This is a genomic window from Arthrobacter sp. KKT183 (genome assembly GCF_055657625.1).
The window spans coordinates 2,273,186-2,299,547 of sequence record NZ_CM145770.1 but is presented as its reverse complement, the minus strand read 5'-3'; the positions used below and the strand labels follow the sequence as shown (position 1 = coordinate 2,299,547).

The following is a 26,362-nucleotide window of genomic DNA, read 5'->3' as shown; positions in this document are numbered from 1 at the left end:
TTCGTGAAGCATTCCGCTACACGAAGGAAACTGGCGGCGGCTGCGGCCCTGGCGGCGCTGACGCTGTCCGGCTGCACTCCCGCCAGCGGGAACGACGACGTCGTCACCCTCGATTTCTTTCAGTTCAAACCCGAGGCGGTGGGCAACTTCGAGGAAATCATCGCCGATTTCGAAGCTGCCAACCCCGATATCGACGTAGTCCAGAACCATGTCCCGGACGCCGACACGGCAATCCGCACGCTGCTGGTCAAGAACAAGACCCCGGACGTGCTGACGCTGAACGCAAACGGGAATTATGGGCTGCTCGCCGAGGCCTGCGTCTTCGCCGACCTGACGGACATGCCCTCTGCTCAGACGGTCCTTCCCGCGGTGCAGGACATCGTGCAGGAGCTCGGAAGCTGCGACGGCTCGGAGATCAACGCGCTGCCCTTCGCGAACAATGCAAGCGGGATCATCTACAACAAGGACATCTTCGAGGAGTACGGTGCCGAGGTGCCGGGAACTTGGGATGAACTGGTGGCGCTCGCCGACATGTTCGAGGCAAACGGTGTTACCCCGTTCTACACAACGCTGAAGGACGGGTGGACCGTAAGCCCCGCCTTCGTCAACCTTGGCGGGGCCCTCCAACCGGAGGGTTTCTACGATGCGCTGCGGCAGGACGAGACTTCATTCTCTGCTGAGTACGAAGAAGCCATGGAGAAGGTTTCAAAACTGTTCTCCTACAGTCAGGAAAACTCGCCCAGCCGGGACTACAACGCAGGCAACGCAGCGTTCGCCAACGGGGAATCCGCCATGTACCTGCAGGGCAGCTACGCCATACCGCCCATCCGAGCCGCGAACCCCGACGTCAACGTCGGTACGTTTCCGTACCCGGCCACCAACGATCCGCAGGACACGGTCGTGGTCTCAGGTGTCGACGTCGGACTTTCAATTGGACGGGACACTGAGCATCCGGAAGAAGCGCGCCGCTTCGTCGAGTTCATGATGTCACCTGACATCGTCGAACGGTATTCGGAAGCGCAAAGCACGTTCTCGCCGCTGAGTGAAAGCCCCTCCAACACGGATCCCGCCCTCGAAGGATTGGCCCCGTACTTCGAGAGCGGCCGAATCATCGGATTCATCGACCACCAGATCCCGCCCAGCCTTCCACTGCCCGCCTACCTCCAGGAATTCATCCTCAGCGGAAACACCGAGAGCTTCCTCGCGAGGATGGACAACGAATGGGACAAGATTGCCGAGCGCACCATCACCCGTGAGGAGGCACGCTCATGAGCGTTCCCACCCTGTCCCGGCCCGCGAAGAAGCTGCCACGCGCTTTCTACATCATGGTGCTGCCGGCCTTCGCGCTGTTCCTGATTTTTCACACCGTACCGGTGCTGACCGGCATCTACTACAGCTTCACCAACTACGCAGGCTACGGCGAGTGGTCCTTCATCGGACTCAGCAACTACATCAATTTGTTCCGTGACGAACGGATCCTGAACGCCTACGGATTCACCTTCCTGTTCGCCATCGTCTCCACCATCGCAGTGAACATCATCGCTCTGTCGGTGGCCATGGCGTTGAACAGCCGGATCAAGTTCAAGACGGGATTCCGCGGAATCTTCTTCATTCCGAACATCCTCTCGATCCTGATCGTCGGGTATGTCTTCAACTACCTTTTCTCCAACTCCGTGCCGGCCATCGCCGAAGCGCTCGGAATCAATGCGCTCACGAGCAGCATCCTGGCCAGCGGGGATACGGCGTGGATCGGTGTCGTCATCCTCTCGGTCTGGCAGGCGGCGGCCTTCAACATCATCATCTACCTGGCCGGCCTCCAGACCATTCCCGGTGAGCTCTACGAAGCGGCGTCGCTTGACGGCGCCTCGGCCTGGAAGCAGTTCAGCACCATCACCTTCCCGCTGATCGGTGCGTTCTTCACCATCAACATGGTCCTGTCGCTGAAGAACTTCCTTCAGGTCTTCGACCAGATCATCTCCCTGACAGGAGGCGGACCGGGCACCTCCACGGAGTCGATTTCCGTGCTCATCTACCGGGGTGGATTCCAGGGCGGCGAATACGGATACCAGACCGCCAACGCAGTGATCTACCTGTTTGTCATCATTGCTATCTCGTTCATCCAGCTGCGCATCCTGCAGCGTAGGGAGGCCTCGTTCTAATGACTGCAACTGCCTACTCCGCCGAGCGAAGTGCCCTCGGGAATAACGACCGAGATTCACGCGTCCACCGTCCCGATCGGCGTCAGATCAACTGGTGGCTGACCGCGCTGGTTTCCGTGCTCTCGCTGACGATCTTCATTCCGCTCTATTTCACGGTGGTGACGGCCCTGAAGACTCCCGATGAGCTGGGCGGTTCCGGATTCGGGTTGCCCGGCACTCCGGCCTGGAGCAACTTCGCCGAAGCCTGGACCCTCACCGACTTCCCGCAGGCGCTGATGAACAGCGCGCTGATCACGGTGGGGGCAGTGCTGCTGACCCTACTCACCAACTCCATGGTGGCCTATTCGATTGCCCGCAACATGCACCGGAAGCTCTTCAAGGGGCTGTACTTCTACTTCATCGCAGCGCTCTTTGTACCCTTCCCGATTATCATGCTTCCCGTCGTGAAGGAGACTGCGCTGCTCGGGCTGGACAATCAGCTCGGCCTGATCCTGCTTTATACGGTGTACGGCCTCTCCTTCAATATCTTCGTCTACGTCGCGTACATTCGGTCCATCCCGATGGAGCTCGAGGAAGCGGCGATCACCGACGGCGCCAGCACCTGGACGGTCTTCTGGAAGGTCATCTTTCCGCTTCTTGGTCCGATGAACGCCACGGTCGGAATTCTCACCTGCCTGTGGGCCTGGAACGACTTCATGCTGCCGCTGGTCATCCTCTCCGACCCGTCGGCTCAAACCCTGCCCCTGGCCCAGTACGTCTTCCAGGGCCAGTTCAACACCAACTATTCCGTGGCGTTCGCCTCCTACCTGATGGCCATGGCGCCACTGCTTCTGGTGTACCTTTTCGCACAGCGATGGGTTATCTCCGGTGTGATGAGAGGATCAACCAAATGAGCACCACCAACAGTCCTGAAACCGAACCCGCCTGGTGGACCGGCGCCGTCGTCTATCAGGTGTACCCCCGCAGCTTCGCCGACTCCAACGGAGACGGAATCGGGGACCTTGGCGGGATCATCAGCAAACTCGACCATCTCGCGGAACTCGGCGTGGACGTCGTGTGGCTCTCCCCGATCTACTCCTCGCCCCAGCACGACAACGGCTATGACATCAGCGATTACCGCCGAATCGACCCGACCTTCGGCACGCTCGAGCAATTCGATGAGCTCCTTGAGGGCGTGCACCGGCGCGGGATGAAGCTGGTGATGGATCTCGTAGTGAACCACACATCGAACGAGCACCCGTGGTTCGTTGAATCGGCGTCGTCGACCGGCAATCCCAAGCGGGACTGGTACTGGTGGCGGGACGCACGGGAGGGCTTTGACACGGGGGAGAAGGGCGCCGAGCCGAGCAACTGGGGCTCGGCGTTCAGCGGTCCGGCCTGGACACTGGATCCCGCCACGAACCAGTACTACTTGCACCTCTTCGCACCCGAGCAGCCGGACCTGAACTGGGATAACCCGGAGGTACGCCAGGCTGTCTACGAGATGATGAACTGGTGGGTCGACCGGGGAGTGGACGGTTTCCGGATGGACGTCATCAACTTCATCTCCAAGGACCCTGCGCTGCCGGACGGCCCGGTGCAGCCCGGGAAACTGTGGGGCGACGGCTCCCAGTATTTCGTGTCCGGACCCCGCATCCACGACTATCTGCAGGAAATGCACCGCGAGGTTTTCGAGGGGCGGAAAGCCGAGCTCATCACGGTCGGCGAGATGCCAGGTGTCACCATCGACGAGGCGAAGCTCTTCACTGATCCTGCCCGCCGCGAGGTTGACATGGTTTTCCAGTTCGAGCACGTCGGCCTCGATCATGGGCCAGGCGGCAAGTGGGACTACAAGGGACTGGACCTTCGTGATCTCAAGACCTCATGGAACCGCTGGCAGAAGGGACTGGCCGGTACAGGCTGGAACAGCCTGTACCTGAACAATCACGACCAACCGCGCCTGGTTTCCCGGTTCGGCAATGACGAGGCTTTTCGCTACGAATCCGCCACCCTGTGGGCGGCGCTGCTTCACCTGCACCGCGGGACGCCGTATGTCTACCAGGGCGAGGAAATCGGTATGACCAACGCTCCGTTCGAGAGCGTCGAGGATTTCCGTGACATCGAGTCGATCAACCACTTCTATGAGGCCACAGGTCCGTTGGGCCACAAACCGGCGGAAGTGCTGCGAAACCTGCGCATCATGAGCCGGGACAATGCCCGCACGCCCGTGCAGTGGACGGCGGGGGAGCAGGCAGGCTTCACAAGCGGTACGCCCTGGATTGCGGTCAACCCGAATTATCCGACGGTCAATGCGGACACGGACCGCGCAGCCGACCAATCGGTCTTCCGGTTCTACCAGCAGCTCATCGAACTCCGGCACAAGGACGAGGTAGTCCGTCTCGGCGAGTTTGTGATGCTCGCTGAAGACCATCCCACCCTCTACGCCTTCACCCGTACGCTGGGCGGCGGGTCGCTCCTCATTGTCGGCAACGTCTCGGGTGACACGCTGAGCCTCCCCGACGACGCAGAGCTAGCGGATCAGGTCAGCGGCGGAACACTGATCCTCGGCAATTACGGCGACGAACCCACGCCTGAGCTTCGACCCTGGGAAGTGCGGATCCTCCGCACTGCGTGATCGGCGTTGATTCGGCAGGACACGCCCCTAATGCTTCGCCATTAGGGGCGTGATCGGCGACTGAACGTTCAGCGTTCGGCGATCAGCGTCTCGGTGTAAAGGTCAATCAGCCCGGTGACACCGCTTTGTTCCATTGCGCGGCGCTGGCGGACAGCGCCGGTACCGCGCTCCCACACCGTCTTGAGGCCGGTTTCAATCCAGTGGGAATCGCCCGCGTCCTCCAGTGCCGTGCCGACGTACTCGAGCAGGCGGTCCATCTGTTCACGGACGGGCGTCAGCTTTCCGGTCAGTGGATTGACGACGACGTCGCTCAGCCCCTGGCGCGCGGCCTGCCACTGTGCCGCATCCAGCAACTCGGCGTCGGGATCCGGATACGGCGTGCCGTTCAGGGCATCGCTGACCGCTGTGCTGACGAGGCCGCGCACCAGGCCGGCGATGAGCACGGAGTCCTGCGCCTCCAGCTGTGCGTCTGCTGTGCGAACCTCCAGGGTGGGGTAGCTGTCGGAGAGCCGGGCAACCCAGGTGAGAACCCCGCGGTCGATGATGACGCCGGTATCCACGAGGCGTTCGATCCGGCGCTCGTACTCCGCAGCATCCGCGAAAATCGGCGGAATGCCCTGTACCGGCCAACGACGGTAGTGCACCGTCCGCCAGCTGGAGAAGCCGCTGTCCCGGTCAAGCCAGAACGGAGAGTTTGTGCTCAACGCAGTGATGATGGGAAGCCAGGGTCGGATCCGGTTGAGCGCCTGTACACCGATTTCCTTGTCCGGGATGGACACGTGCACATGAAGCCCGTTAACGAACTGGTCCGCTACGATCCCGCGGGCGCTCGATTTCAGTTCGTGGTAGCGCTGTTTATCAGTGAGCTCGGGGTACCCCTCCTGGATGCGGGGAGCCGTTGCCGATCCGCTGGCCCGAACTCCTGACTTCCGCGCCGCTGCCGCCAGTTGCCGCCGGAAATTCAGCAGCGACTCCTCCGCTTCGGTGAGCGTATGGCACACCGGCGTTGCGGTTTCGATTTGGCAGCTCAGCAATTCGCGTTGGATATCCTCGCCGCTGACTGCGCCGCCGGATTCGAGAAGTGCCTGGACATCCGCTGCATTGAAGACGGGCAACCCCGATTCGGGATGGAGCAGGAGGTACTCTTCTTCGATTCCCAGCGTGGTCATGGAGCGCCTTTCGATGCGTTCAAGGATCCACTTCAGTCTAGTCAGCCAGCTTTGTACTTGTGTTTTCCCGCGTCATATTGTGCCGATGATCAGAAGTCCCAGCGCGGCCGCGGCCAGCCCGCAGCCGGTGTTTGCAAGCACATGCACGACGGCGGCCACCCGCCTCCTGCCCCGCCACAGGAGAACAGCCGCGACAGTGAAGGTGCTGAACGTGGTGAACCCACCGGCCAGCCCCGCACTGAGCGCGGTGTAGACGGGGCTACTGAGTGAAGAGTTCAGCAGCAGTCCCCAAAGGATGCCGATTCCACCCGATCCAAGAATGTTGACCACCAGCGTTCCCACGGGAAAGGGTGGCACCAGCGAAGACGGGTGCCGCCGTCGTGCACGGAGCGCTTCATACGCTGTGTCGACGGCGAAGCGGAGCAGCGTGCCGACCATTCCTCCAAGGCCCACCAGAGCCGCAGTCATCATGGCGCCCGCCTCTGCCCCACGATGATTCCGGCGGCAGCGGCCGATACACCGAGCGCGAGCGACAACCCGACGTACGGCACCATCAGCGCCGGCTCGATCACCGCGGCAAGCGAAACCGCGGAGAAGGTTGTGAATGACCCAAGGAGGCCCGGCCCCAACCCGGCCCGCAACTCCCGCGGCCCGCAGGTTCCTGCCCAGCGCGCGGTCAGCCAGCCAAGCAGGAAACTTCCACCCGCATTGATCGCGAGCGTGGTCCAAGGGAACGCGCCGGGCGGCTCGGGAAAGAGCAGGCCGAGCAGATATCGTGCCTCGGTTCCTGCGAAGCCTCCCATGGCGACGGCGGTCCATACCTTCCAGCCGAGAGGTGCAGGAAGGGCATCCGGTTGAGCGGTCATGGCACCAAGCTACAGCCGGCGTGTCGGCCCACTGACTCGACCCAGATGGCCCCGGTGAGTTCCTTACCGAAGCTGAAGTCCCGGGCACCGGTCCCGGTGCCGACGCGCGCCTGAAGCGGACCTCCGAAGGGAGTCCTGCCCAGCACTTCCACCGGAGAACCAATACCGATGTCTTCGGCCGCCAGGAACCTCAAGAGCTGTGGGTCCTCATCGCTGATCCGGGTAACCCGTCCGGAGTGGCCATCGTCGAAGCTGTCCAAGGGTAATGCGTCGGGAAGCGTGATCGCCCCCGCAGCCGTCGGAATCGGATCACCGTGCGGGTCAACGGAAGGGAAGCCCAGCCGGGCGTCGAGCCGGTCGATGAAGGTGTCGGAGACAGTATGCTCCAGCAGTTCAGCCTCATCATGGACTTCATCCCAGCGGTAATCGAGATCGCGTACCAGGAACGTCTCGATCAGCCGGTGCCGCCGAACCATGGCCAGGGCCAGGCGGCGACCGTCAGCAGTAAGTTCGACGGGCCGGTACGGTGTGTGGTTCACCAGCCCGAGCTCGGCCAGCTTCCGGATCATTTCGGAGACCGACGAGTTGGCAACCGACAGCCGGGCGGCGAGCCGTGATGATGTCACGGGCTCATCATGCCACTCAGAGAGCGCGTAGATGGTCTTCACATAGTCTTGGACACTTGAGGATTCGCTGCCGGGTGTGCTCACTTTCGACGCCATGTCAGACAGCCTGCCTTGCCGGTGAACCGGCCCGCCGGCGTCGCTGTCTCAGTTGTGCGATGAGGCCAGTCCGGGGCGCCGCGATGTAGGCAACTGAAAACGCGAGTGCCTGCGCAAGTACAACTGCGGCTCCGGTTGAGATGTCGAAGTAGTAGCTCGCGTAGATGCCGGAGACCGCGGCGGTCGTAGTGATCAGAACAGCGAGTGTCAGCATCCGGTCAAAACTGCGTGTCAGCAAGAAAGCAGTGGCGCCAGGCGTGATCAGCATGGCCACGACGAGGATGATACCGACAGCCTGCAGCCCCACCACCACGCTGAGGGCGAGCAATCCCAACAGGAGCGCAGCCAGCGCCTTGGTGTTGAGCCCGATGACGTGTGCATGCGTGCGGTCGAAGGCGAGCAGCGTGAGATCCCGCCGCTTGACCAGCACGATCACCAGGGTCAACGCACCAAGGATCAGAACCTGCCACAGCTCACCGTCCGTGACACCGAGAACGTTGCCGAAGAGGATGTGCATAAGGTCCACTTGGGAGGGCGTTCGCGAAACGATGGCCAGTCCCACGGCGAAAAGAGCGGTGAACACCACACCGATCACGGTGTCGGACTTCAGCCTGGTGGTCGACTTCACAGCGCCGATCAGCGCAACGGCACCGGCACCGAAAATGAAGGCGCCGATCGAGAACGGAATACCGACGATGTAGGCGAGCGCGACCCCGGGCAGCACTGCATGGGAAACGGCATCACCCATCAGGGACCAGCCCATCAGGATGAGCCAGCAGGATAGAACCGAGGCGACTACGGCAGCCGCCAGCGTCACCAGCAGGGCGCGGGTCAGGAACCCGTATTGCAGCGGTTCGAGGAGGAACGCGATGGGATCCATCTAGGCTCCCGCCCGGGTAGGCGCCACCGCAGGGTCAAGAGTGCCTGCAGGCCCGAACGCGCGCGCGAGGTTGGCATGGGTGAGCACATCCTCGGGGGTTCCTTCGGCAAGGATCCGTTGGTGCAGGAGGATTGCGCGGTCGCACAGTCGGGGCAGGCCGGCGAGGTCGTGGGTGGACACCAGCACCGTCCGGCCTTCATTCTTCAGTTCGCGGAGGAGCTCCACAAGGGTGGCCTCGCTGCCCTTGTCCACGCCTGCGAATGGTTCATCGAGGAGGAGGAGCCGGGCGTCCTGGGCGATTCCGCGGGCAACAAAGGCGCGCTTCTTCTGCCCGCCCGAGAGTTCCCCGATCTGGCGGTGGCGAAGCTCTGTCAACCCGACCCGCTCCAGTGCCTCGGCCACCGCGGCGCGATCAGTCCGTGAGGGATGCCGCAGCAAACCCATGTGAGCGTACCGCCCCATCATGACGACGTCGGCGACGGAGACAGGGAAGTCCCAATCCACGTCCTCAGCCTGCGGAACATAGGCCACGAGCTTGCCTTTGCGGGCTGCCGTGGACGTTCGGCCGAAGAGCGAGAGCGTTCCCTGCTGCGCCGTCACCAACCCCATGAGGCACTTGAAGAGGGTCGATTTTCCTGAGCCGTTCACCCCGATCAGTCCGCAGATCTGGGCGCGGTTGATGGTGAAGCTCACGTTGTGGAGCGCAGTCACGTCTCCGTAGTTGACGCCCAAACCTTCGACGGCGATGGCCGGGTGTGCGCTGGCTGTCAGGGTCATCGGGTCAGTCCTGCAATGATGAGGTCGATGTCGTGTTGGAGCAGGTCGAGGAACGTGGGGACCGGCCCGTTCTCCTCCGACAGCGAGTCCACATAGAGCGGACCGGCCAATCCAGCGCCGGTGCTTCGTGCAACCTGCTGCTGCGCGGACGGATTGACGGTGGACTCGCAGAAGACTGTGGGCACGTTGTGCTCCTGAACAAAGGAGATGACGTCGCTGATCTGCCGGGGGGTTCCCTCGGTGTCGGAATTGACAGGCCAGATGAAGGCTTCTTTGATTCCGGCGTCCCGCGCGAGGTAGGAGAACGCCCCCTCACACGTGACCAGAGCCGGCGTTGCCTCACCAGTGCTGAACGCATTCTGCAGAGCGGTCAGCATGCCCTGGAGTTCCCGCTTCAAGCCGGCGCCGTTGGCTTGGTAGTCTCCGGAATGTGCGGGATCAAGCTCTGACAGTGCCGTAACAATGTTGTCTACGTACGTTTGCGCCGCCTTCGGGGACATCCAGGCATGGGGGTTGGGCAGTCCCTGGTAATCGCCGGAACGGATGTCAACGGGTTCCACGCCTTCGGAAAGCACCACATGCGGCGCATCGATGGACAGGACGAAACGTTCGAACCAGCGCTCCAGGCCCAGGCCGTTGTCAAGGACGAGATCCGCGTCCTGCGCCTTGACGAGGTCTGAGGGAGTGGGGTCGTAGCCGTGGATTTCGGTTCCGATCTTGGTGATCGATTCAACCCGGATATGCTCACCTGCCACCGAGCGTGTGAGGTCCGCGAGAACGGAAAAGGTGGTCAGTACAACAGGCCGCGGGTCCTTGTGTGAACTGGTCCGCTCCACAAGTGGGGTGCCACAGCCTGCAAGCACCAACGTTGTCAGGATGAGGAGTACCTGAATCCGAAGTTTCGGCATACCGAAAATATAGCCCGATCACGCTGCTGCCGCCACTGCTCCTGTGCAGCCGGAGCCACGGCACTCGACAGGAGAGCAATCGACAGGGCATGGTGGGCCTAACGGTATGTTGCCGGCAGGGCACGGCAGGACCACTATCAGGAGGTCGGGTTATGAGCGAAGAACCACAACACGAGGAAGTGCCGCGCGAGCACTCTGAACAGCCGGCAGAGGGGGATCGCGCTCAGAATCCCGCCGACACAGGCACTCACTCACAGGACCCGGCTGAGGGTGCAGATTCCGGGCCGGAAACGAACGGGACGGACGCTGAGGGCTAAAGCCGGCCGGCCCGCCAGCAGTAGGTAAGGTACGGCAGCTCGAGGACTGCGTCCGGCTGGTGCCCCAAGTGATCGTGCAGGTACCACGACAGATTGTTTTCCACCTTGGTGCGCACACCGGCTGATGCGTTCTGGTAGTAGGTGCGGGAGCGCGCAAGTTCCACGATGTCCGAGACCGGAAGAACCTGCGTCCATGGAATGACCCTAGACTCCGGCTCCGAAAAGCGCGGACCAAGCATAGGGCGGTAGCTCGGCCGGAAAACGTCTCCGGCATGCATGATGCGGGAGAGCCGGTGTACCCAGGCAACGCTGACGTCCAGCTGATTCCAGACGAGCGCGAATCTTCCCCCCGGTGCCAACACACGTGCGGCCTCCTGGCTTGCCGCAGCAGGATCACACCAGTGCCAGGCCTGGGCAATTGTGAGTACATCAGCGCTCGCCGTTGCGAGTCCCGATGCCTCGGCAGTTCCCTGCACTCTGGCTACGCGCGGGAGTTGTTGTCCGAGGACTGCAAGCATGTCCAGGGATGGGTCAACAGCTGTCACCTCCGGGCAGCGGCGGATGAGCTCCCGGGTGAACTTGCCGGTGCCGGCGCCAACGTCTGCTGCGCGCAACGCTCCGGCGGGTATGAGCCAGTCCACGCTGTCTTGGGGGTAGCCCGGACGCACGCGCTCGTAGCGGTCACTTTCCTGCAGGTAGCCCCGCGCCAATTCACGACGGCGGTGTTCGGCGAGGCGCGGACCTCCAACACCCATGTTGGGAACTCCTCGCATGACGGGTACGGAACCCGTCAATTAAAGCACCCGGTTGAAGGCGGCGTCGTGCCGAGGAAGTGCGGTCGCAGCGCTCAGTCGGTTGTGCAGGGCGCGGCGCCGGCAGTTCCCGGCGTGGGCGGAGCCCAGTCAGGGAAAGGGCGGGTCTCGACCGCGGGCACCCAGCGCCCGGCGTCGACCGCATAGTCAGTCCCCAGTCCATCCCGAAGAAGCGAGCGCAAACCGGTCAACAGCCTGTCGACGTCGTCCTGCCGTGATCCGAGCCCGAAACTCGCCCGTAGCGAACCTGACGGCAGGCCCAGCCGCTTCAGCAGCGGATGAGCGCAAAACTTCCCGTCCCGCAGTCCAACCCCGTGTTCTGCAGACAGATATGCGGCGACCAGCCCGGCGTCGTAACCGTGGACAGAGAAGTTCACTACGCCGATCGCATCGGTGCTGTCAGCGAAGATGCGGTGAACTGCTATGCCGGGAAGGTTGGAGAGCCCTTCCACGAGGGCATCCCGCAGCTCTGATTCATGCGCAAGCCAGGCCGGTTCATCCAACCCAGCGATGGCCTCTGTTGCCTTCGCCAGCGCGGCTGCACCGAGCACATTCGGTGACCCGCCCTCATGGCGCGCGGAACCGGTTGCCCAGGACACCGAGTCCACTTTCACAGTCTTCACTGCGCCGCCTCCGGCGAGGTGGGGCCTTCCGGAATCGAGCCAGTCGCCTCTACCGACCAGGACGCCCGCGCCGAAAGGCGCATACAGTTTGTGGCCCGAGAAGGCCGCGTAGTCGATACCGTCGCGGAGCAGATCCAGCCGCCGGTGGGGAGCGAGCTGAGCCGCGTCGACGACGATCCGCGCGCCGTGCGCATGAGCCGCCGCTGCGAACCGGCCGATGGGCAGAACTTCTCCGGTGACATTCGACGCACCGGTTACAGCAAGCAGGCTGATTCCTCCGGATGCCAATTCCTCTTCCACAGCGGCGAGCGTTTCCTCGATGGTTCCCGCGGCGACCAGCCCGCGATGGGGAAGCTGCAGCCAGGGCAGCAGATTGGCATGGTGTTCCACGTCGAGGTAGAGGACCTCACCGTCCTCCGGCAGGCATCCAGCCAGGAGGTTCAGCGAATCGGTGGTGTTGCGGGTGAAGATGACCGCATCATCTTCCCGGCCGCCGACGAAGTTCCGCACAGTCCTTCGTGCATTCTCGTAGAGCGAGGTGGAGATTTGCGATGCGTACCCGGCGCCCCGGTGCACACTCGCATAGTAGGGAAGCACGCTCTGCACATAGTCATTGACCTGCTGCAGCGCCGGCGTTGAAGCGGCATAGTCCAGGTTGACGTAACGGACGGCAGTGCCGTCCACCAGCGGCGCCTGCAGCTCAGCGCCCATCACGGACGCCAGCGGTGCAGCGGAGAGTTCGTTCTCAAGAAGTGCGTTGCTCACAGGAGGTACCCCACGTAGGTTCAGGGGACCTGCTTCACCAGGCCCCGCGCTTGCCGAACCACGTTCTGGCCCGGCCAGGTCGTCACCCGGGGCACCCCGCCGCGGAAGGAGGGTTGCCGGCCAGCAAACCGGGGTTTAACGCTGGCACTCGTGACCTAGGAATCCAGACTAAAGCAGGCCGGGAATATCCGGTCCTTGTGTTACGTGTTGGTGTTAAGCGACCACGTCAGACGCCGGTACCTTCCTGAAGCAGATCGTCCAGCGAGGGGTTCAGTCGCTTCAGGACATCATTGTGAAGTGTGCTGTTGGTTGCCAGCGCGTTGCCTCCGAAGGGTCCGTCGGAGCCTTCGAGTGACGTGAAGCGACCGCCGGCTTCCGTGACGATGGGTACCAGCGCGGCCATGTCATACAGGTTCAGCTCAGGTTCGCAGGCGATGTCCACAGCGCCTTCGGCGACAAGGCAGTAGGACCAGAAGTCACCGTAGGCGCGTGTACGCCACACGGATTCGGTGAGCGACACGAATTCGTCAAAGTTGCCGCGCTCTTTCCAGCCGGACAGGTTCGAGTAGGAGAGCGAGGCGTCTTCCAGCCGGGATACGCTCGAAACCCGGAGCCGGCTGGCTGCCGCGAGAGACTTACCCATGAACGCACCGGTGCCCGTTGCAGCCCACCAACGCTTTCCGAGCGCGGGGGCGCTCACAACACCGACGACAGGCCGGCCCTCGTCCACCAATGCAATGAGGGTAGCCCATACCGGTACGCCCCGGACGAAGTTCTTGGTTCCGTCAATAGGATCGATGATCCAGCGCCGCGAGCCGGCGCCGCTGCTGCCGTACTCCTCACCGAGTACGGCATCGCGCGGACGCGCACGCGAGAGTTGCCCGCGGATAGCCTCTTCCGCCGATTTGTCCGCATCCGTGACCGGGGTGAAGTCCGGCTTGGTTTCGACCGCCAGATCCAGCGCCTTGAACCGGGACATGGTCTGGTCGTCTACGGAGTCGGCCATTACATGGGCAAGGCGGAGGTCATCGTTGTAGCTCTGGAGGTTCATACTTTCAACCTATATGGTCAGGGTGCACAGATGCGGGAGGTCCCGATGCGGACGCGCTCAGCGCTGGGCTACGATCGGTTCACGCACGCACAGGAACGGGTGTCATTGAACGGTGTGCTGTTAAACGCAAGAAAGGGGACACCGGCCGAAGCCGATGTCCCCTTTCTTGAAGCGCTAGATCTTGAAGCGCTGAAACTTAGAGAACGGAGACTTAGAGAACGGAGATGTTCTCAGCCTGGGGGCCCTTGGGGCCCTGGGTGGTCTCGAAGCTGACCTTCTGGTTCTCCTCAAGCGAGCGGAAGCCGCCGGAGTTGATTGCGGAGAAGTGAGCGAAAACGTCAGCGCCGCCGTCGTCAGGAGCGATGAATCCAAAGCCCTTTTCAGCGTTGAACCACTTGACTGTACCTGTTGCCATTTTTTTATTCCTTGAGTGTGAGGATCCCCCCGTACTTCGGGGTTCCTGTCGCGGTGTTCATTTCGCCTGCAAAAAAAGCTTTCGAACTCCGGAGAGAAATCAAGGCTTAACATTCGTGCGCAACACAACAACTCCGTTCAGTCTAGCAGGCAATCGGCGCCGTAGTCACATCACTCACTGCATCCCCAGCTCCTTGGCACCCTGGGAAGGTTCGATGCCCGCCCCGAGAAGCCGGCGCAGCGAAGACAGGCGCACCGGACCGGATTCGCCGGCAGCGCCCGACGCGACCCAGCCGTCCAGTCCGCAGTTGACGGCGGCGGCATCGTGGCGGCAGCCCCGCTCGCAGTCCTCGGTGCCGGGTGCAAGATCCGGGAAGGCGGCGAGGATGCGGTCGGCCTCGACATGGGCAAGGCCGAAGGAACGAATGCCCGGAGTGTCGATAATCCACGTACCGGGTGCTGAGTCTGCAGCTTTGAGGGCATAAGCCGATGAGGAGGTATGGCGCCCCCGCCCGGTGACCGCGTTCACTCCGCCCGTCGCCCGATTGGCTCCGGTGAGCGCGTTCACCAGCGTCGACTTGCCCACGCCGGAGTGACCGAGCAGTACGCTCACTTTGCCGTCCAAAAGCTCCTTCAACTGCTCGACGGCGCCGGGCGCGAGGAGCGCTGAGGCGCCGGTAGCGGATGTGGTTTCCACTGCGTCCGGTGTGGACGCAGTCTGGCTGGTGATGATGAGCAGGTCAAGATGTTCGTAATTCGCCAGCAGATCCGACGGATCCTTCAGGTCTGCTTTGGTGACACAGAGGAGGGGCTGAATACCGGCGTCGTAGGCGGCCACCAGCGCGCGGTCGATGAACCCCGTGCGCGGCTCCGGATTCGCGGCCGCAACCACGATCACCAGCTGGTCGGCGTTGGCAACCACAGCGCGTTCCACGGGATCGGTGTCATCCGCGCTGCGGCGAAGCAGCGTGCGTCTTTCCTGAATCCGGACCAGGCGGGCGAGAGTGTCCGGTTCACCGCTCACATCTCCCACCAGCGCCACCAGATCTCCGGCGACGACGGGGGACCGCCTGAGTTCCCGTGCCCGGGCGGCAATGACAACCCGCTCTGCGTTGGTGTCCTCATCCACAACCGCGGTATAGCGTCCGCGGTCCACCGTGATGATTCGTCCGGTCACCGCATCTTCATGAGCCGGGCGGTCCTTCGTGCGTGGCCGGGAACCCTTCTTGTTCGGCCGGATCCGAACATCGGATTCATCCCAGGAAGCGGTCCCGCGGCGCGACCCGGCGGATGTCACCGAGAGCCGCTCGGACCAGCGGTGGCAGCGAGTGCCTTCCACAGCTCGGGGAACTGGGGCATGGTCTTGCCGGTGGTCGCAATGTTCTCAATCTCCACGCCGTCCACTGCGAGCCCCAGGATGGCGCCGGCCGTGGCCATCCGATGATCCTCATAGGTGTGGAAAGGACCGCCGTGCAGCGGAGCCGGGCGTATGACCAGGCCGTCAACGGTCTCCTCGACATCACCGCCGAGGCGGGTAATCTCCGCGACGAGGGCGGCGAGCCGGTCAGTCTCGTGCCCGCGCAGGTGTCCAATGCCCGACAATGCCGACGGTGTCCGCGCGAGCGAGCACAGCGCAGCGACGGTCGGCGCCAGCTCGCTGGTGTCGGCCAACTCGGCGCCGGTGATCGTCCCGGTGCCGCGGACCACCAGAGTGGAGTCATCGGTCAGCTCAACCTCGGCGCCCAGCAGGGGGAGTATGGTCAGCCACTTCGCTCCGACCTGAGTGGTGTCCGAAGGCCAGTGCGGCACACGCACGGTGCCGCCGGTAGCGAGGGCAGCGGCGAGGAACGGACCGGCATTGGAGAGGTCAGGCTCGACGCGCACATCGAACGCGCTGATGGTTCCCGGCTCCACCCGCCACGAGTTCGGAATGGAATCGTCGACGACGACGCCGGCCTCCCGCAGCACTGCAACCGTCATGGCGATGTGGTCAAGGCTCGGCACCGGCTTGCCCACATGCTGCAGGTTGAGGCCCTCCGTGAAGCGGGCGCCAACGAGCAGCAGCGCAGAGACAAACTGGGACGAGGCGCTCGCGTCTATCACCAGCGTGCCGCCCTCTACCGCTCCGGTTCCTGCGACCGTGAAGGGCAGGGAGCCGTCGTCGTTCTCGAGCTGTACTCCAAGTTCGCGGAGAGCACTGATGACCGCGCCCATCGGGCGTTTGCGGGCGTGAGGGTCACCGTCAAACGAGGTGCGCCCCGCACGAAGCGCCGCTAGCGGAGGAACAAAGCGCATGACCGTGCCGGCCAGCCCGCAGTCCACGCTCACATCCCCGGACGCGTCGGGCGGAATGGGCGTAACGAGCAAGTCAGGGCCATACGTGCCGTCGCCGTCGAGCTCCTCCACCGTGGCACCCAGCGACCGAAGGGCTTCCACCATCAACAGGGAATCCCGCGAGTGTAACGGTGCGCGCAGCCTGCTCGGGCCGTCCGCAAGCGCAGCGAGAATAAGGTACCGGTTGGTCAGTGACTTCGACGCCGGGACCTCCACTGTTGCATCAACGGGACCGGCTGCGTACGGTGCCGGCCAAAAGGATGTGGCGGACGGTGCGGCGGACAGCGCGCTCATGCTCCTTAGCTGCCCGTGACTTCCGAAGCGGTCTTGCGTACAGCTTTCTCCGCCTTCTTGATGCTCTTGCGGGTGTCATGGCTGAGGGCCAGGGCATTACGGCGCGCATCCTCGGCGAAATGCTCTGCACGCCAGGCCCAGCTCGGCCGGCCGTTGGTGTCCACGGCGGCGAGCAGCACAGCACCGATCAGCGACAGGTTCTTGAGGAGCTGGTTGCGGCGGTCCTTGCGGGCCTTGGACGTGGACGAATCCGCGCTGTTGAAATCAACAACGGCGTTCAGCGTGGACGTGGCGACCAGCACCAGAGCAGAGACGCGGGAAAAGCGCCCGATCCCCAACAGAACCGCCGCACCGAGATGGGCAGCGCCGAGCACCTTCGCGACACGCTGTTCGTTGCTCGTTGCCGAGGCCGTTGCGGGCACCGCCTTGTTGATGCGGTCAAGGGTGGGACGAAGGGCAGTAGCTGTGGCCTCGGTATTCCGGAGGCGGTCAATGCCCGTGAGGACGAAGCTGCTGGCAAGCAATGGGCGGGCGAATACGCGAACAAGGGTCACAATGCCTCCTGGCTTCCAGCACCGTGGGCGGCACCGGATCTACTTGGCGAACAAAGTCAGTTACAACCGTGGATGAATGTGTCTAGTTTTGCACTTTTGGCGGACCGAGGCGATCCGGCCGCCGCGTGTGCACCGGAATATTCACCTGCTGCCCATGGTTGGAGATACATGAACACGCAGTAAACGGATACGAGGAGCAGATGGGCACAGCAACATCGGTGCGGGGCCACATCCCGCGCATCCACATTGATGCGCCGGCCGGTCCGGCGCAGCGCCGGCAAACCCGCGGACGCGTAGACTTTGCAGCAATGAATACCACAGCCGCGGCGGGGCCCACCCCAGCCGAAGACGAGGAACTGGACCTGTCCACCGAATCCGTTGCTGATCGCACGGCGAGGTTCGAGCGGGACGCCATGCAGTACGTGGACCAACTGTATTCGGCTGCCATGAGAATGGCCCGTAATCCGGCAGACGCGGAAGACCTGGTTCAGGAGGCCTACACCAAGGCATTCTCCGCGTTCCACCAGTACAAGCCGGGAACCAACCTGAAGGCGTGGCTGTACCGCATCCTCACCAACACCTATATCAACCTGTACCGCAAGCGGCAGCGGGAACCCCTGCAGTCCCACTCGGACACCATTGAGGACTGGCAGTTGGCGAAGGCAGCGGAGCACACCTCCCTCGGTCTGCGTTCGGCCGAGGTGGAGGCGCTGGATCATCTTCCGGACTCCGATGTGAAGCAGGCCCTGCAGGCAATTCCGGAGGAGTTCCGGCTGGCAGTCTACTTCTCGGACGTCGAAGGCTTCGCGTACAAGGAAATTTCAGAAATCATGAACACCCCGATCGGCACCGTCATGTCACGGCTGCACCGAGGACGCAAGCTCCTGCGCGAGTCGCTGTCCGAGTATGCGCATGAGCGCGGCATGGGTAGTTCGGTACGCGCGTCCACCGCTGATGGTGGAACTACACAGGAGGGCGGAAAATGAGCGACTGCCATAGCCTCGGCAACTGCGATGACACGCGGATCGAGCGGCTCTACGAATACCTCGACGGCGCCCTTTCGCATGCAGACCTCGTCGAGATCAAAGATCATCTCGAGGATTGCCCGGAATGCGCGCAGGAACACGATCTGGAATGCCTGATCCGGTCAGTGGTGAAGCGCTCCTGTACGGAGGTTGCACCGGCGAAGCTGAAGGCCAGCATCCTCGACCGCATCAGCCAGATCAAAACAGTGGATCATTAGGCCGGATGGCCGGTGTGGCCATAGCAAACAGAAAAGCCCTCGCACGCGTGCGGGGGCTTTTCTGTTTGCTATGACCGTGATGTCAGGTGTTGGGGCGCTTACCGTGGTTAGCGCCGCCGCGCTTGCGATCACGGCGCTTACGTGCACGCTTGCTCATGGCTGCCTCCTTATGTTGCCTGTTGTGGCTTTGCCGATCGACCACATGGGTCCGGACTGCCCTCCATTCTCCCACACGCAGGCGGCACGAACCTAAACGTGCAGGCCGGCTCGTTGCAACCCATATGCGCCGCAGCACCTGCCTAGGATGGAGCGGAACGTCTCTCAGCCGGTCCCTAGCGAAGGAGCGCCGAATGCGCGCAGTGTATGCCGAGTCAGTGTCCGCCCAATCCCCGCTCGACGGCCTGCGGATGGGTGAGCTCCCCGAACCCGAGCCACCGGCAGGTTTCCGGAGGGTCCGCGTGCGTGCCTCAGCCCTGAACCACCACGATCTCTGGTCACTGCGCGGCATTGGCCTCGGCGAGGACAAATTGCCCATGATTCTGGGCTGCGACGGCGCGGGAGTGGACGACGACGGCAACGAGGTGATCGTGCACAGTGTCATTTCCGCTTCCGGTTGGCAGGGCGACGAGACCCTTGACCCCCGCCGTTCACTACTGTCGGAAAGTTATCCGGGCACCATAGCGGACTTCGTGTGGGTGCCGGAGCGGAACCTCGTACCCAAACCTGCGGATCTCAGTTTCGAGGAGGCCGCATGCCTGCCGACTTCCTGGCTGACGGCGTACCGAATGCTGTTCACCACGTCGCCGGCAGCACCGGGCTCGACCATCCTCGTACAGGGCGCCGGGGGAGGGGTTTCCACCGCGCTCATCGCGCTGGCGCGCGCGGCGGGCTACCGGGTATGGGTTACCAGCCGCAGCGCCGGGAAACAGGACCGGGCGAGGAAGCTCGGCGCACACGAAGTGTTCGACGCCGGTGTCCGCCTCCCGGAGCGGGTGGACGTGGTGTTCGATTCCGTTGGGGAAGCCACCTGGGCGCACTCCCTGAAAGCGCTGAAGCCGGGCGGCGCTGTGGTCACCTGCGGTGCTACGAGCGGCCCCGCTCCGTCAGCGGACCTTAACCGTGTGTTTTTCCTGCAGCTGCGTGTCCTGGGTTCCACGATGGGGACCCGGAACGAGCTGGAACGCCTCGCACAGTTCCTTGCGGTAACCGGCGTGCGTCCGGTCATCGACTCTGTGCATCCGCTGGAGGACGCGCGGGCAGGCTTCGAGCGCATGGCGGCCGGAGAGGTTTTCGGCAAGGTGGTCTTCGACCACGGAGCGTAGGCGCGCTTCCTGCGGAATCATGACCCTGAGAGGGCCTGATGAATCAGGCGGGCGCGGGAATCTCCAGCCACTGGAACCAGCCGCGGTGCAGGACAAGCCAGGCCATCAGGCCGTAGCCTGACTGCCCTGGTCCGCCACCGTTGGCAGCGAGGTCCGAGCGCCACTGTTCGTGCGCGTGCAGGGGAGTGAAAGTGTCCACATAGACATGCTTTCGTCGGGTGGTCACGTCAGCGAACGCCGCTGAGAGGTCAGCGAGCCTGCGGTTGCGCTCGGCGTCCAGCCCGGGCGGCGGTCCAACAACGAGCACCTTGACGCTCATGTGTGCTGCGCCGTCGAGGATGTTGGCAAGGTTGAGCCGGCTGCGTGCCGTTGAAAGGTCGAGGTCAAGGTCCCGATCCGAGAGCGCAATCAGCAGCCGGTTCTCGGTACTGTCCGAGAACCTGCGGGAAGCTTCTTCCAACCAACGTGCCGCCAGCGCTTCCGTGCCCTCGCCGGGCGCAGCAAGGCTGAACGTTTCCAGCGTTGCGTTATCCGGTGTTGTTCGCGCCAGCACCCGGCCCAGCCAACCGAGCGCGCGTGGATCACCGAGTCCTGCCAGCAGCTCGTCTCCCACAGCGGCAAGCCTTATTCTGCGTTGTTCCACGTTTTCCCTCTGGTTGCTTGTCGGGTTGTTACTCGTCGGGCCGTCAAGCCGCGGCTGCGACCTGGTGCGGGGAACGCCAATGGGCAGGGTCCCGACAGGCCCTGCCCATTGTACGTTCGGGCTGAAGGCTCAGGGATTGCGGTCGAAAGCCTTCTTGATGAGGATCTCCTGCTCCACCGCGTGGTGCTTCGCGGATCCGGTAGCCGTCGAGGCTGAAGCAGGACGGGAGGCCAGGTTCAGCCCGCGGTCCAGGTGCTGGGGAAGATTCAGGCCGATGAAGGGCCATGGTCCCTGGTTGGCCGGTTCGTCCTGCGCCCACACCAGGTCAGCATTGGGGTAGGCGGCGATCGCGGATTTGATCGCATCGACCGGGAGGGGCGCCAGCTGCTCAACCCGCAGAATGGCGGTGGAAGTGTCGTCCGCCTTCTGCCGCGCTGCTGCCAGGTCATAGTAGAGCCGACCGGATACCAGCAGGACCCGCGTGACGTCCGACGGGTTGAGCCCCGCGGTGTCCTCGATGACCGGCTTGAAGCTGCCCTGCGTGAAGTCCTCGACGGCGCTCGCTGCAGCCTTGAGCCGCAGCAGCTGTTTCGGCGTGAAAATCACGAGCGGCTTGCGGGGGCGGGTGTAGGCCTGTCGCCGCAGCAGGTGGAAGTGCGATGCCGCCGTCGTGGGGTTGGCTACCACCATGTTGTCCTCAGCGCACATCTGCAGGAAACGCTCGATGCGCGCCGACGAATGGTCCGGTCCCTGTCCCTCATAACCGTGCGGGAGCATCAGCACCAGCGACGAACGCTGGCCCCATTTTTGCTCGGCAGAGGAGATGAACTCGTCGATGATGGTCTGCGCGCCGTTGACGAAGTCGCCGAACTGCGCTTCCCACAGCACCAGCGCGTCAGGGCGTTCCACCGAGTAGCCGTATTCGAAGCCCATGGCCGCATACTCTGACAGTAGGGAGTCATAGATCCAGAACTTGGCCTGCCCCTCACTGAGTTCACCAAGCGGTAGCCACTCGTTGCCATTGGCGCGGTCGTGGAACACTGCGTGCCGCTGCACGAACGTCCCACGGCGGGAGTCCTGCCCGGCAAGGCGCACGGGGACGCCCTCCATGAGCAGCGACCCGAACGCTGCGATCTCGCCGAAGCCCCAGTCGATTCCGCCTTCGCGGGACATCTGCTCGCGTTTTTCAAGCAGGGCCTTGAGCTTGGGGTGGACCGTGAAGCCCTCCGGGAAGGCAAGGTGCGCCTTGCCGATGTGCGCGAGCGTCTCCGCCGTGATTGCCGTGCTTGCCGGGGCTCCGACACTGTTGTCTCCGCGTTGCGCGATAGGGCGCTCGATGTCGGAGACGGCCGCTGCATCCTTGGTGACTACCGGGATGGGGGAGGTCTGGGCTGCATGGGTCTCAGCGAAGACCCGCTCCAGCCGTTCCTGGTAGTCGCGCAAAGCCTGCTCGGCTTCTTCCTGGCTGATGTCGCCCCGACCGATGAGGGCCTCGGTGTACAGCTTGCGCACCGAACGCTTCGCCTCGATCAGGTTGTACATCATCGGCTGGGTCATCGAGGGGTCGTCGCCCTCGTTGTGACCGCGCCGGCGGTAGCACACCATGTCGATAACGACGTCCTTGTTGAACCGCTGACGGAACTGGTAGGCGAGCTGTGCTACGCGGACCACGGCCTCCGGATCATCACCGTTTACGTGGAAGATCGGTGCCTGCACCATCTTTGCCACGTCCGTGGAGTAGACAGACGAGCGGGATGCTGTGGGCGAGGTGGTGAAGCCGACCTGGTTATTGACAATGATGTGAATAGTTCCACCGGTGCGGTACCCGCGCAGTTGGGAGAGGTTCAGCGTTTCCGCCACCACTCCCTGGCCTGCGAAGGCGGCGTCGCCGTGAACCAGGATGGGCAGGACAGGGAAGGTATCTCCCTGGTCCAGGCGGTCCTGTTTGGCGCGGACAATGCCCTCAAGCACCGAGTCAACAGCCTCGAGGTGTGACGGGTTGGCCGCAAGGTAGACCTTGGTCTCGTTGCCGCTGTCCGAGGTGTAGGTGCCCTCCGTTCCGAGGTGGTACTTCACGTCACCGGAACCCTGGACCGAGCGCGGATCCTGTGTACCCTCAAACTCCCGGAAAACCTGGGCGTAGGTCTTGCCGGCGATGTTGGTGAGGACGTTCAGGCGTCCGCGGTGGGCCATGCCGATCGCGACCTCATCAAGGCCGTCGTCTGCGGCGTCGGAAAGGATTGCGTCCAATAGCGGAATAAGCGACTCACCACCTTCGAGTGAGAACCGCTTCTGGCCGACGAACTTTGTCTGCAGGAAGGTTTCAAACGCCTCAGCGGCATTCAGGCGGTGGAGGACGCGCAGCTGCTCCTCGCGGCTGGGCTTGGAGTATGAATGCTCAAGCTCGTCCTGGAACCACTGGCGTTCCTCAGGGTCCTGAATGTGCATGTATTCAATACCGGTGGTCCTGCAGTAAGCGTCCCGGAGCACACCGAGGATGGTGCGGAACTTGAGGGCAGGCTTGCCGCCGAAGCCGCCGGTCGGCCATTCGCGGTCGAGGTCCCACAGCGTAAGTCCATGGGTACGTACATCGAGATCCGCGTGCTTGCGCTGCACGTACTCCAGCGGATTGGTGTCCGCCATGAGGTGTCCGCGTACGCGGTAGGCATGGATGAGCTGCTGGATTCGGGCAACTTTGTTGATCTCATCCATGGGATCAACCTGAATATCTGCGCTCCAGCGTACGGGCTCGTACGGAATACGCAGCGCTTCAAAGATCTCATCGTAGAAGTTCTGCTCGCCCAGGAGAAGTTGGTGCACGATCCGCAGGAACTCACCGCTGCCCGCACCCTGGATGACCCGGTGGTCATAGGTGGAGGTCAGGGTGATTGTCTTGCTGATGGCGTGCTGGGCAAGTGTCTTTTCGCTGGCGCCCTGGAAGGCCGCCGGGTACTCCAGTGCGCCGGCTCCGATGATGCAGGCCTGCCCCTTGGAGAGCCTCGGGACCGAGTGCACGGTCCCGATCCCTCCCGGGTTGGTAAGGGAAACGGTAGTGCCGGCGTAGTCGTCCGCACCGAGCTTGCCCCCGCGCGCCCGCTTGACGAGATCTTCGTAAGAGTGCCAGAACTCGGAGAAGTTGAGCGTCTCCGCCTTTTTGATGTTGGGCACCACCAGCAGCCGGCTGCCGTCCGGGCGAGGCATGTCGATAGCCAGACCGAAGTTCACATGAGCCGGTTGCACGGCGGCGGGCTTGCCGTCCACGATGTCGTAATACACGTTCTGCGACGGGAACTGGGCAAGCGCGCGGATGATCGCGTATCCGATGATGTGGGTGAAGGAGACCTTGCCGCCCCGCGCACGCTCCAGATGGTTGTTAATCACGACGCGGTTGTCGATGAGCAGCTTCGCCGGAATGGCACGCACGCTGGTGGCGGTGGGCACCGTAAGGCTGGCATCCATGTTGGTGGCGATCGCCTTGGCGGGCCCGCGAAGCACCGTGACTGAGTCTTCATCCATCTCGGGGTTCAGCTCGGACTTCGGGAGCTGGGCGGGAATGGGAGCCTTTTCCGGCTTGGTTTCGGTCTTCGGTTCAGCCTTAGCGGCCGGCTTGGCCTCACCCGACGGCTTCGCCGAGGCTGCCGGCTCACCTGAGTTCTTGTTCTTTGATTCTTCCTTGGGCACCGGGGGCATTCCGGACTCCTGGCTTGCAGCGGGGGATTCACCCGACGCCTTCGGAGCATCCTGTTCCGCCTGGACAACGGGTAGCTCCCGCGTAGGCGGATTTGGGTCCGAACCGGACGAACGCTTGGCTGAATGCCGTCCGTTGTCTGAGCCGGTGTTGTCCGACTCGAACGATTCGAAAAGGCTCCACCACTTCTTGTCTACCGAGTTTCGGTCCTGCTGGAATTGCTCATAGAGCTCATCCACAAGCCATTCGTTCCCGCCGAATTCTTCCGGTAGACGGTGGTTGGGTTGTTGTGGCACTTGTTATACGCCCTCTTCCATGAGTTGCCCTTTGGCCCAAAAAGATCCGCAGAAGGTTCCAATCGGCGCTCGCCTGACCCTGTTGACCTGCCCTTCAGTCTAATGACAGTTTCAGGCAACAAGCCAATCTCCGGGGCTTACCCCCGCGTAGCTTTTCCAATGGCTCGCCATGTGCCCGGACAGGTGCCGGATTCGGCATACACTCGCTTGTGTAACCGACTGCAGGAGCTCCCGTGCGTTTCATCAACACGCCCTCAACTGACCTTACCTATTCGGACGTTTTCCTCGTTCCGTCCTCATCCGAAGTGATCTCACGGTTCGACGTCGATCTCGCGAGCGACGACGGAACGGGAACCACCATCCCTCTGGTCGTTGCGAACATGACGGCCGTTACCGGTCGCCGCATGGTGGAAACCGTGGCCAGGCGCGGCGGACTGGCCGTACTGCCGCAGGACATCCCCACGAAGGTCATCAGCGAAGTCACCGGATGGGTCAAGCAGCGCGACCTCGTCTTCGAAACCCCGCTGAAGCTGCAGCCCGGGAACACTGTGATTGATGCGCTGCACCTGATCAATAAGCGCGCCCATGGCTCCGTGATGGTCGTCGACGACGCCAACCGTTGTGTGGGAATGGTCCGCGCAGCTGACTGCGAGGGAGTGGACCGGTTCGCCTCGCTGGAGTCGGTGATGCGGAGTGCGCTCACGCTCGACGCCTCGCGTTTCTCCCAGGATCGTGACACCGCGCTGCAGCAGGCCTTCGAAGAACTCGATGCTGCCGGCGCTTCCCTCGCGGCAGTCACGCGGGACGGACAGCTGGCGGGTGTCATCACGCGCAAAGGGGCACTGCGCTCCACGATCTACCAGCCGGCCACGGACAACGAGGGGCGCCTGCGCGTCGCAGCGGCGGTCGGAATTAATGGAGATGTCGCCGCCAAGGCAGCCGAGCTGCTTGCTGCCGGCGTGGACGTGCTGGTGGTGGACACCGCCCATGGTCACCAGCGCAAGATGCTGGATGCGCTCAAGGCTGTCGCGTCGCTCGATCCATCCGTGCCGGTGGTCGCCGGCAACGTGGTCAGCGCCGACGGCGTTCGCGACCTCGTCGAAGCAGGCGCGTCAATCATTAAGGTAGGTGTCGGTCCGGGCGCCATGTGTACCACCCGGATGATGACCGCGGTTGGTCGTCCGCAGTTTTCTGCCGTCCGCGAATGTGCGCAGGCGGCCGCAGAGCTGGGTGCGCATGTCTGGGCGGACGGTGGAGTCCGATACCCGCGGGATGTCGCCCTGGCGCTGGCTGCCGGGGCCAGCCAGGTAATGATCGGATCCTGGTTTGCCGGTACCTACGAAAGCCCCGGGGACCTGCAGACGGACAGCCAGGGCCGACAGTACAAGGAGAGCTTCGGCATGGCCTCCGCCCGCGCAGTGCAGAACCGGACCCAGCGCGATGACGTCTTTGCGCGGGCACGCAAGGGCTTGTTCGAGGAGGGCATCTCGACCTCGACGATGTACCTCGACCCTGCCCGCCCCGGTGTGGAGGACCTGCTGGACATGATCACTGCCGGTGTCCGCAGTTCAATGACCTACGCGGGCGCGCGCTCCCTCGCTGAATTCCGCGAACGCGCCATTGTCGGCGTGCAGTCGGCGGCGGGCTATGAGGAAGGCCGCCCGCTGCAGCAGAGCTGGTAAAACTACGACGGCGGCACTGCCCGTTTCCGTGTCAGCTGCGGTGCTGTTGCTGTAAACTGGAAACCTTATGGACAGTCCTTCTAGGGGCCGGACCATGGCGCGCACGCAGCGACAGTCAGCATTGATCCGACGCGCAGCGCAGCCATCCAGTGCCGGCAATCCCCGTCTCCATGCCCATCACCTACCCCCTTCGCGGTCCGCGGTAAGCGGACCAGCTGCAGTTAGTGCG

Annotated in this window: 26 protein-coding genes and 1 riboswitch; of the genes, 9 read left to right on the top strand and 17 right to left on the bottom strand. The window is 63.1% G+C overall.

What is annotated here, in order from left to right:
* The first annotated feature begins 3 nt into the window (after window positions 1–3).
* From ACZ2GY_RS10955 to ACZ2GY_RS10940, 4 genes are read left to right on the top strand one after another with little or no spacing between them, the layout of a single operon-like run.
* Window positions 4–1,272, top strand: coding sequence for an ABC transporter substrate-binding protein (locus ACZ2GY_RS10955; protein WP_471671872.1), 1,269 nt, complete (start codon window positions 4–6; stop codon window positions 1,270–1,272).
* Window positions 1,269–2,159, top strand: a complete 891-nt coding sequence (locus ACZ2GY_RS10950; RefSeq protein WP_277357899.1) for a carbohydrate ABC transporter permease — start codon at window positions 1,269–1,271, stop codon at window positions 2,157–2,159. Before ACZ2GY_RS10955 ends, ACZ2GY_RS10950 begins: the two co-directional genes overlap by 4 nt.
* Window positions 2,159–3,052: a carbohydrate ABC transporter permease gene (locus tag ACZ2GY_RS10945; RefSeq protein ID WP_346028085.1), complete on the top strand. Its 894-nt coding sequence runs from the start codon at window positions 2,159–2,161 to the stop codon at window positions 3,050–3,052. The genes ACZ2GY_RS10950 and ACZ2GY_RS10945 overlap by 1 nt, the downstream gene beginning before the upstream one ends.
* Window positions 3,049–4,773, top strand: a complete 1,725-nt coding sequence (locus ACZ2GY_RS10940) for an alpha-glucosidase (protein WP_471671871.1) — start codon at window positions 3,049–3,051, stop codon at window positions 4,771–4,773. Before ACZ2GY_RS10945 ends, ACZ2GY_RS10940 begins: the two co-directional genes overlap by 4 nt.
* A gap of 68 nt (window positions 4,774–4,841) precedes the next feature.
* Here ACZ2GY_RS10940 and ACZ2GY_RS10935 read toward each other — a convergent pair whose 3' ends face one another.
* From ACZ2GY_RS10935 to ACZ2GY_RS10905, 7 genes are all read right to left on the bottom strand, one after another.
* Window positions 4,842–5,942 (bottom strand): carboxylate-amine ligase, encoded by a 1,101-nt coding sequence (locus tag ACZ2GY_RS10935; protein WP_277357896.1) that lies wholly within the window; start codon window positions 5,940–5,942, stop codon window positions 4,842–4,844.
* Between the two features lie 72 nt (window positions 5,943–6,014).
* The gene (locus tag ACZ2GY_RS10930; RefSeq protein ID WP_471671870.1) at window positions 6,015–6,413 is read right to left on the bottom strand and encodes a fluoride efflux transporter FluC; all 399 of its coding nucleotides are present in this window, start codon (window positions 6,411–6,413) and stop codon (window positions 6,015–6,017) included.
* Window positions 6,410–6,808, bottom strand: a complete 399-nt coding sequence (locus ACZ2GY_RS10925) for a fluoride efflux transporter FluC (protein ID WP_277357894.1) — start codon at window positions 6,806–6,808, stop codon at window positions 6,410–6,412. The genes ACZ2GY_RS10930 and ACZ2GY_RS10925 overlap by 4 nt, the downstream gene beginning before the upstream one ends.
* Entirely contained in the window at window positions 6,805–7,530 is a 726-nt protein-coding gene (locus tag ACZ2GY_RS10920) for a metal-dependent transcriptional regulator (protein ID WP_471671869.1), read from the bottom strand. Before ACZ2GY_RS10920 ends, ACZ2GY_RS10925 begins: the two co-directional genes overlap by 4 nt.
* 1 nt (window position 7,531) lies before the next feature.
* Window positions 7,532–8,410, bottom strand: a complete 879-nt coding sequence (locus ACZ2GY_RS10915; protein ID WP_471671868.1) for a metal ABC transporter permease — start codon at window positions 8,408–8,410, stop codon at window positions 7,532–7,534.
* Complete coding sequence (locus ACZ2GY_RS10910; RefSeq protein ID WP_471671867.1) at window positions 8,411–9,187, bottom strand: metal ABC transporter ATP-binding protein; 777 nt, start codon at window positions 9,185–9,187, stop codon at window positions 8,411–8,413.
* Entirely contained in the window at window positions 9,184–10,095 is a 912-nt protein-coding gene (locus ACZ2GY_RS10905) for a metal ABC transporter substrate-binding protein (protein ID WP_471671866.1), read from the bottom strand. Before ACZ2GY_RS10905 ends, ACZ2GY_RS10910 begins: the two co-directional genes overlap by 4 nt.
* Window positions 10,096–10,247: 152 nt before the next feature.
* Here ACZ2GY_RS10905 and ACZ2GY_RS10900 point away from each other — a divergent pair, with 152 nt between their 5' ends.
* Window positions 10,248–10,412 carry a hypothetical protein gene (locus ACZ2GY_RS10900; RefSeq protein WP_200954787.1) on the top strand — a complete coding sequence of 55 codons (165 nt, stop codon included), beginning with the start codon at window positions 10,248–10,250 and terminating at the stop codon, window positions 10,410–10,412.
* On the opposite strand, the gene ACZ2GY_RS10895 is transcribed toward ACZ2GY_RS10900, so the two are convergent.
* From ACZ2GY_RS10895 to ACZ2GY_RS10865, 7 genes are all read right to left on the bottom strand, one after another.
* A complete protein-coding gene (locus tag ACZ2GY_RS10895) occupies window positions 10,409–11,167 on the bottom strand; it encodes a class I SAM-dependent methyltransferase (protein WP_277357889.1) in 759 nt (252 codons plus the stop codon). The two genes, ACZ2GY_RS10900 and ACZ2GY_RS10895, sit on opposite strands and share 4 nt — an antisense overlap.
* A gap of 92 nt (window positions 11,168–11,259) precedes the next feature.
* The gene (locus tag ACZ2GY_RS10890) at window positions 11,260–12,558 is read right to left on the bottom strand and encodes an aminotransferase class V-fold PLP-dependent enzyme (protein ID WP_346028412.1); all 1,299 of its coding nucleotides are present in this window, start codon (window positions 12,556–12,558) and stop codon (window positions 11,260–11,262) included.
* Window positions 12,559–12,653: 95 nt separating this feature from the next.
* Window positions 12,654–12,768: riboswitch (SAM riboswitch) on the bottom strand.
* 70 nt (window positions 12,769–12,838) lie between these two features.
* Entirely contained in the window at window positions 12,839–13,663 is an 825-nt protein-coding gene (hisN, locus tag ACZ2GY_RS10885; RefSeq protein ID WP_056548009.1) for a histidinol-phosphatase, read from the bottom strand.
* 211 nt (window positions 13,664–13,874) lie between these two features.
* A complete protein-coding gene (locus tag ACZ2GY_RS10880) occupies window positions 13,875–14,078 on the bottom strand; it encodes a cold-shock protein (protein ID WP_026545912.1) in 204 nt (67 codons plus the stop codon).
* Between the two features lie 174 nt (window positions 14,079–14,252).
* Window positions 14,253–15,374 (bottom strand): ribosome small subunit-dependent GTPase A, encoded by a 1,122-nt coding sequence (rsgA, locus tag ACZ2GY_RS10875; protein ID WP_471671865.1) that lies wholly within the window; start codon window positions 15,372–15,374, stop codon window positions 14,253–14,255.
* The gene (gene aroA, locus ACZ2GY_RS10870) at window positions 15,371–16,705 is read right to left on the bottom strand and encodes a 3-phosphoshikimate 1-carboxyvinyltransferase (protein WP_471671864.1); all 1,335 of its coding nucleotides are present in this window, start codon (window positions 16,703–16,705) and stop codon (window positions 15,371–15,373) included. The genes rsgA and aroA overlap by 4 nt, the downstream gene beginning before the upstream one ends.
* A gap of 5 nt (window positions 16,706–16,710) precedes the next feature.
* A complete protein-coding gene (locus ACZ2GY_RS10865; protein ID WP_471671863.1) occupies window positions 16,711–17,259 on the bottom strand; it encodes a DoxX family protein in 549 nt (182 codons plus the stop codon).
* Window positions 17,260–17,567: 308 nt separating this feature from the next.
* On the opposite strand from ACZ2GY_RS10865, the gene ACZ2GY_RS10860 reads away from it, so the two are divergent.
* Both ACZ2GY_RS10860 and rsrA read left to right on the top strand, forming a co-directional pair.
* Window positions 17,568–18,245: a sigma-70 family RNA polymerase sigma factor gene (locus ACZ2GY_RS10860; protein WP_235563265.1), complete on the top strand. Its 678-nt coding sequence runs from the start codon at window positions 17,568–17,570 to the stop codon at window positions 18,243–18,245.
* On the top strand, window positions 18,242–18,502 hold the full coding sequence (gene rsrA, locus ACZ2GY_RS10855) for a mycothiol system anti-sigma-R factor (protein ID WP_056548021.1): 261 nt from the start codon (window positions 18,242–18,244) through the stop codon (window positions 18,500–18,502). The genes ACZ2GY_RS10860 and rsrA overlap by 4 nt, the downstream gene beginning before the upstream one ends.
* 82 nt (window positions 18,503–18,584) lie before the next feature.
* On the opposite strand, the gene ACZ2GY_RS10850 is transcribed toward rsrA, so the two are convergent.
* On the bottom strand, window positions 18,585–18,659 hold the full coding sequence (locus tag ACZ2GY_RS10850; protein WP_369299106.1) for a 50S ribosomal protein bL37: 75 nt from the start codon (window positions 18,657–18,659) through the stop codon (window positions 18,585–18,587).
* A 193-nt stretch (window positions 18,660–18,852) separates the two neighbouring features.
* Here ACZ2GY_RS10850 and ACZ2GY_RS10845 point away from each other — a divergent pair, with 193 nt between their 5' ends.
* Window positions 18,853–19,824: a zinc-binding dehydrogenase gene (locus tag ACZ2GY_RS10845; RefSeq protein ID WP_471671862.1), complete on the top strand. Its 972-nt coding sequence runs from the start codon at window positions 18,853–18,855 to the stop codon at window positions 19,822–19,824.
* A gap of 43 nt (window positions 19,825–19,867) precedes the next feature.
* Here ACZ2GY_RS10845 and ACZ2GY_RS10840 read toward each other — a convergent pair whose 3' ends face one another.
* Window positions 19,868–20,467: a GDSL-type esterase/lipase family protein gene (locus ACZ2GY_RS10840; protein WP_277357884.1), complete on the bottom strand. Its 600-nt coding sequence runs from the start codon at window positions 20,465–20,467 to the stop codon at window positions 19,868–19,870.
* Window positions 20,468–20,596: 129 nt separating this feature from the next.
* A complete protein-coding gene (locus tag ACZ2GY_RS10835; RefSeq protein ID WP_277357883.1) occupies window positions 20,597–24,451 on the bottom strand; it encodes a multifunctional oxoglutarate decarboxylase/oxoglutarate dehydrogenase thiamine pyrophosphate-binding subunit/dihydrolipoyllysine-residue succinyltransferase subunit in 3,855 nt (1,284 codons plus the stop codon).
* A 233-nt stretch (window positions 24,452–24,684) separates the two neighbouring features.
* On the opposite strand from ACZ2GY_RS10835, the gene guaB1 reads away from it, so the two are divergent.
* The gene (gene guaB1, locus ACZ2GY_RS10830) at window positions 24,685–26,133 is read left to right on the top strand and encodes a GMP reductase (RefSeq protein ID WP_056548034.1); all 1,449 of its coding nucleotides are present in this window, start codon (window positions 24,685–24,687) and stop codon (window positions 26,131–26,133) included.
* Window positions 26,134–26,362: the final 229 nt, after the last annotated feature.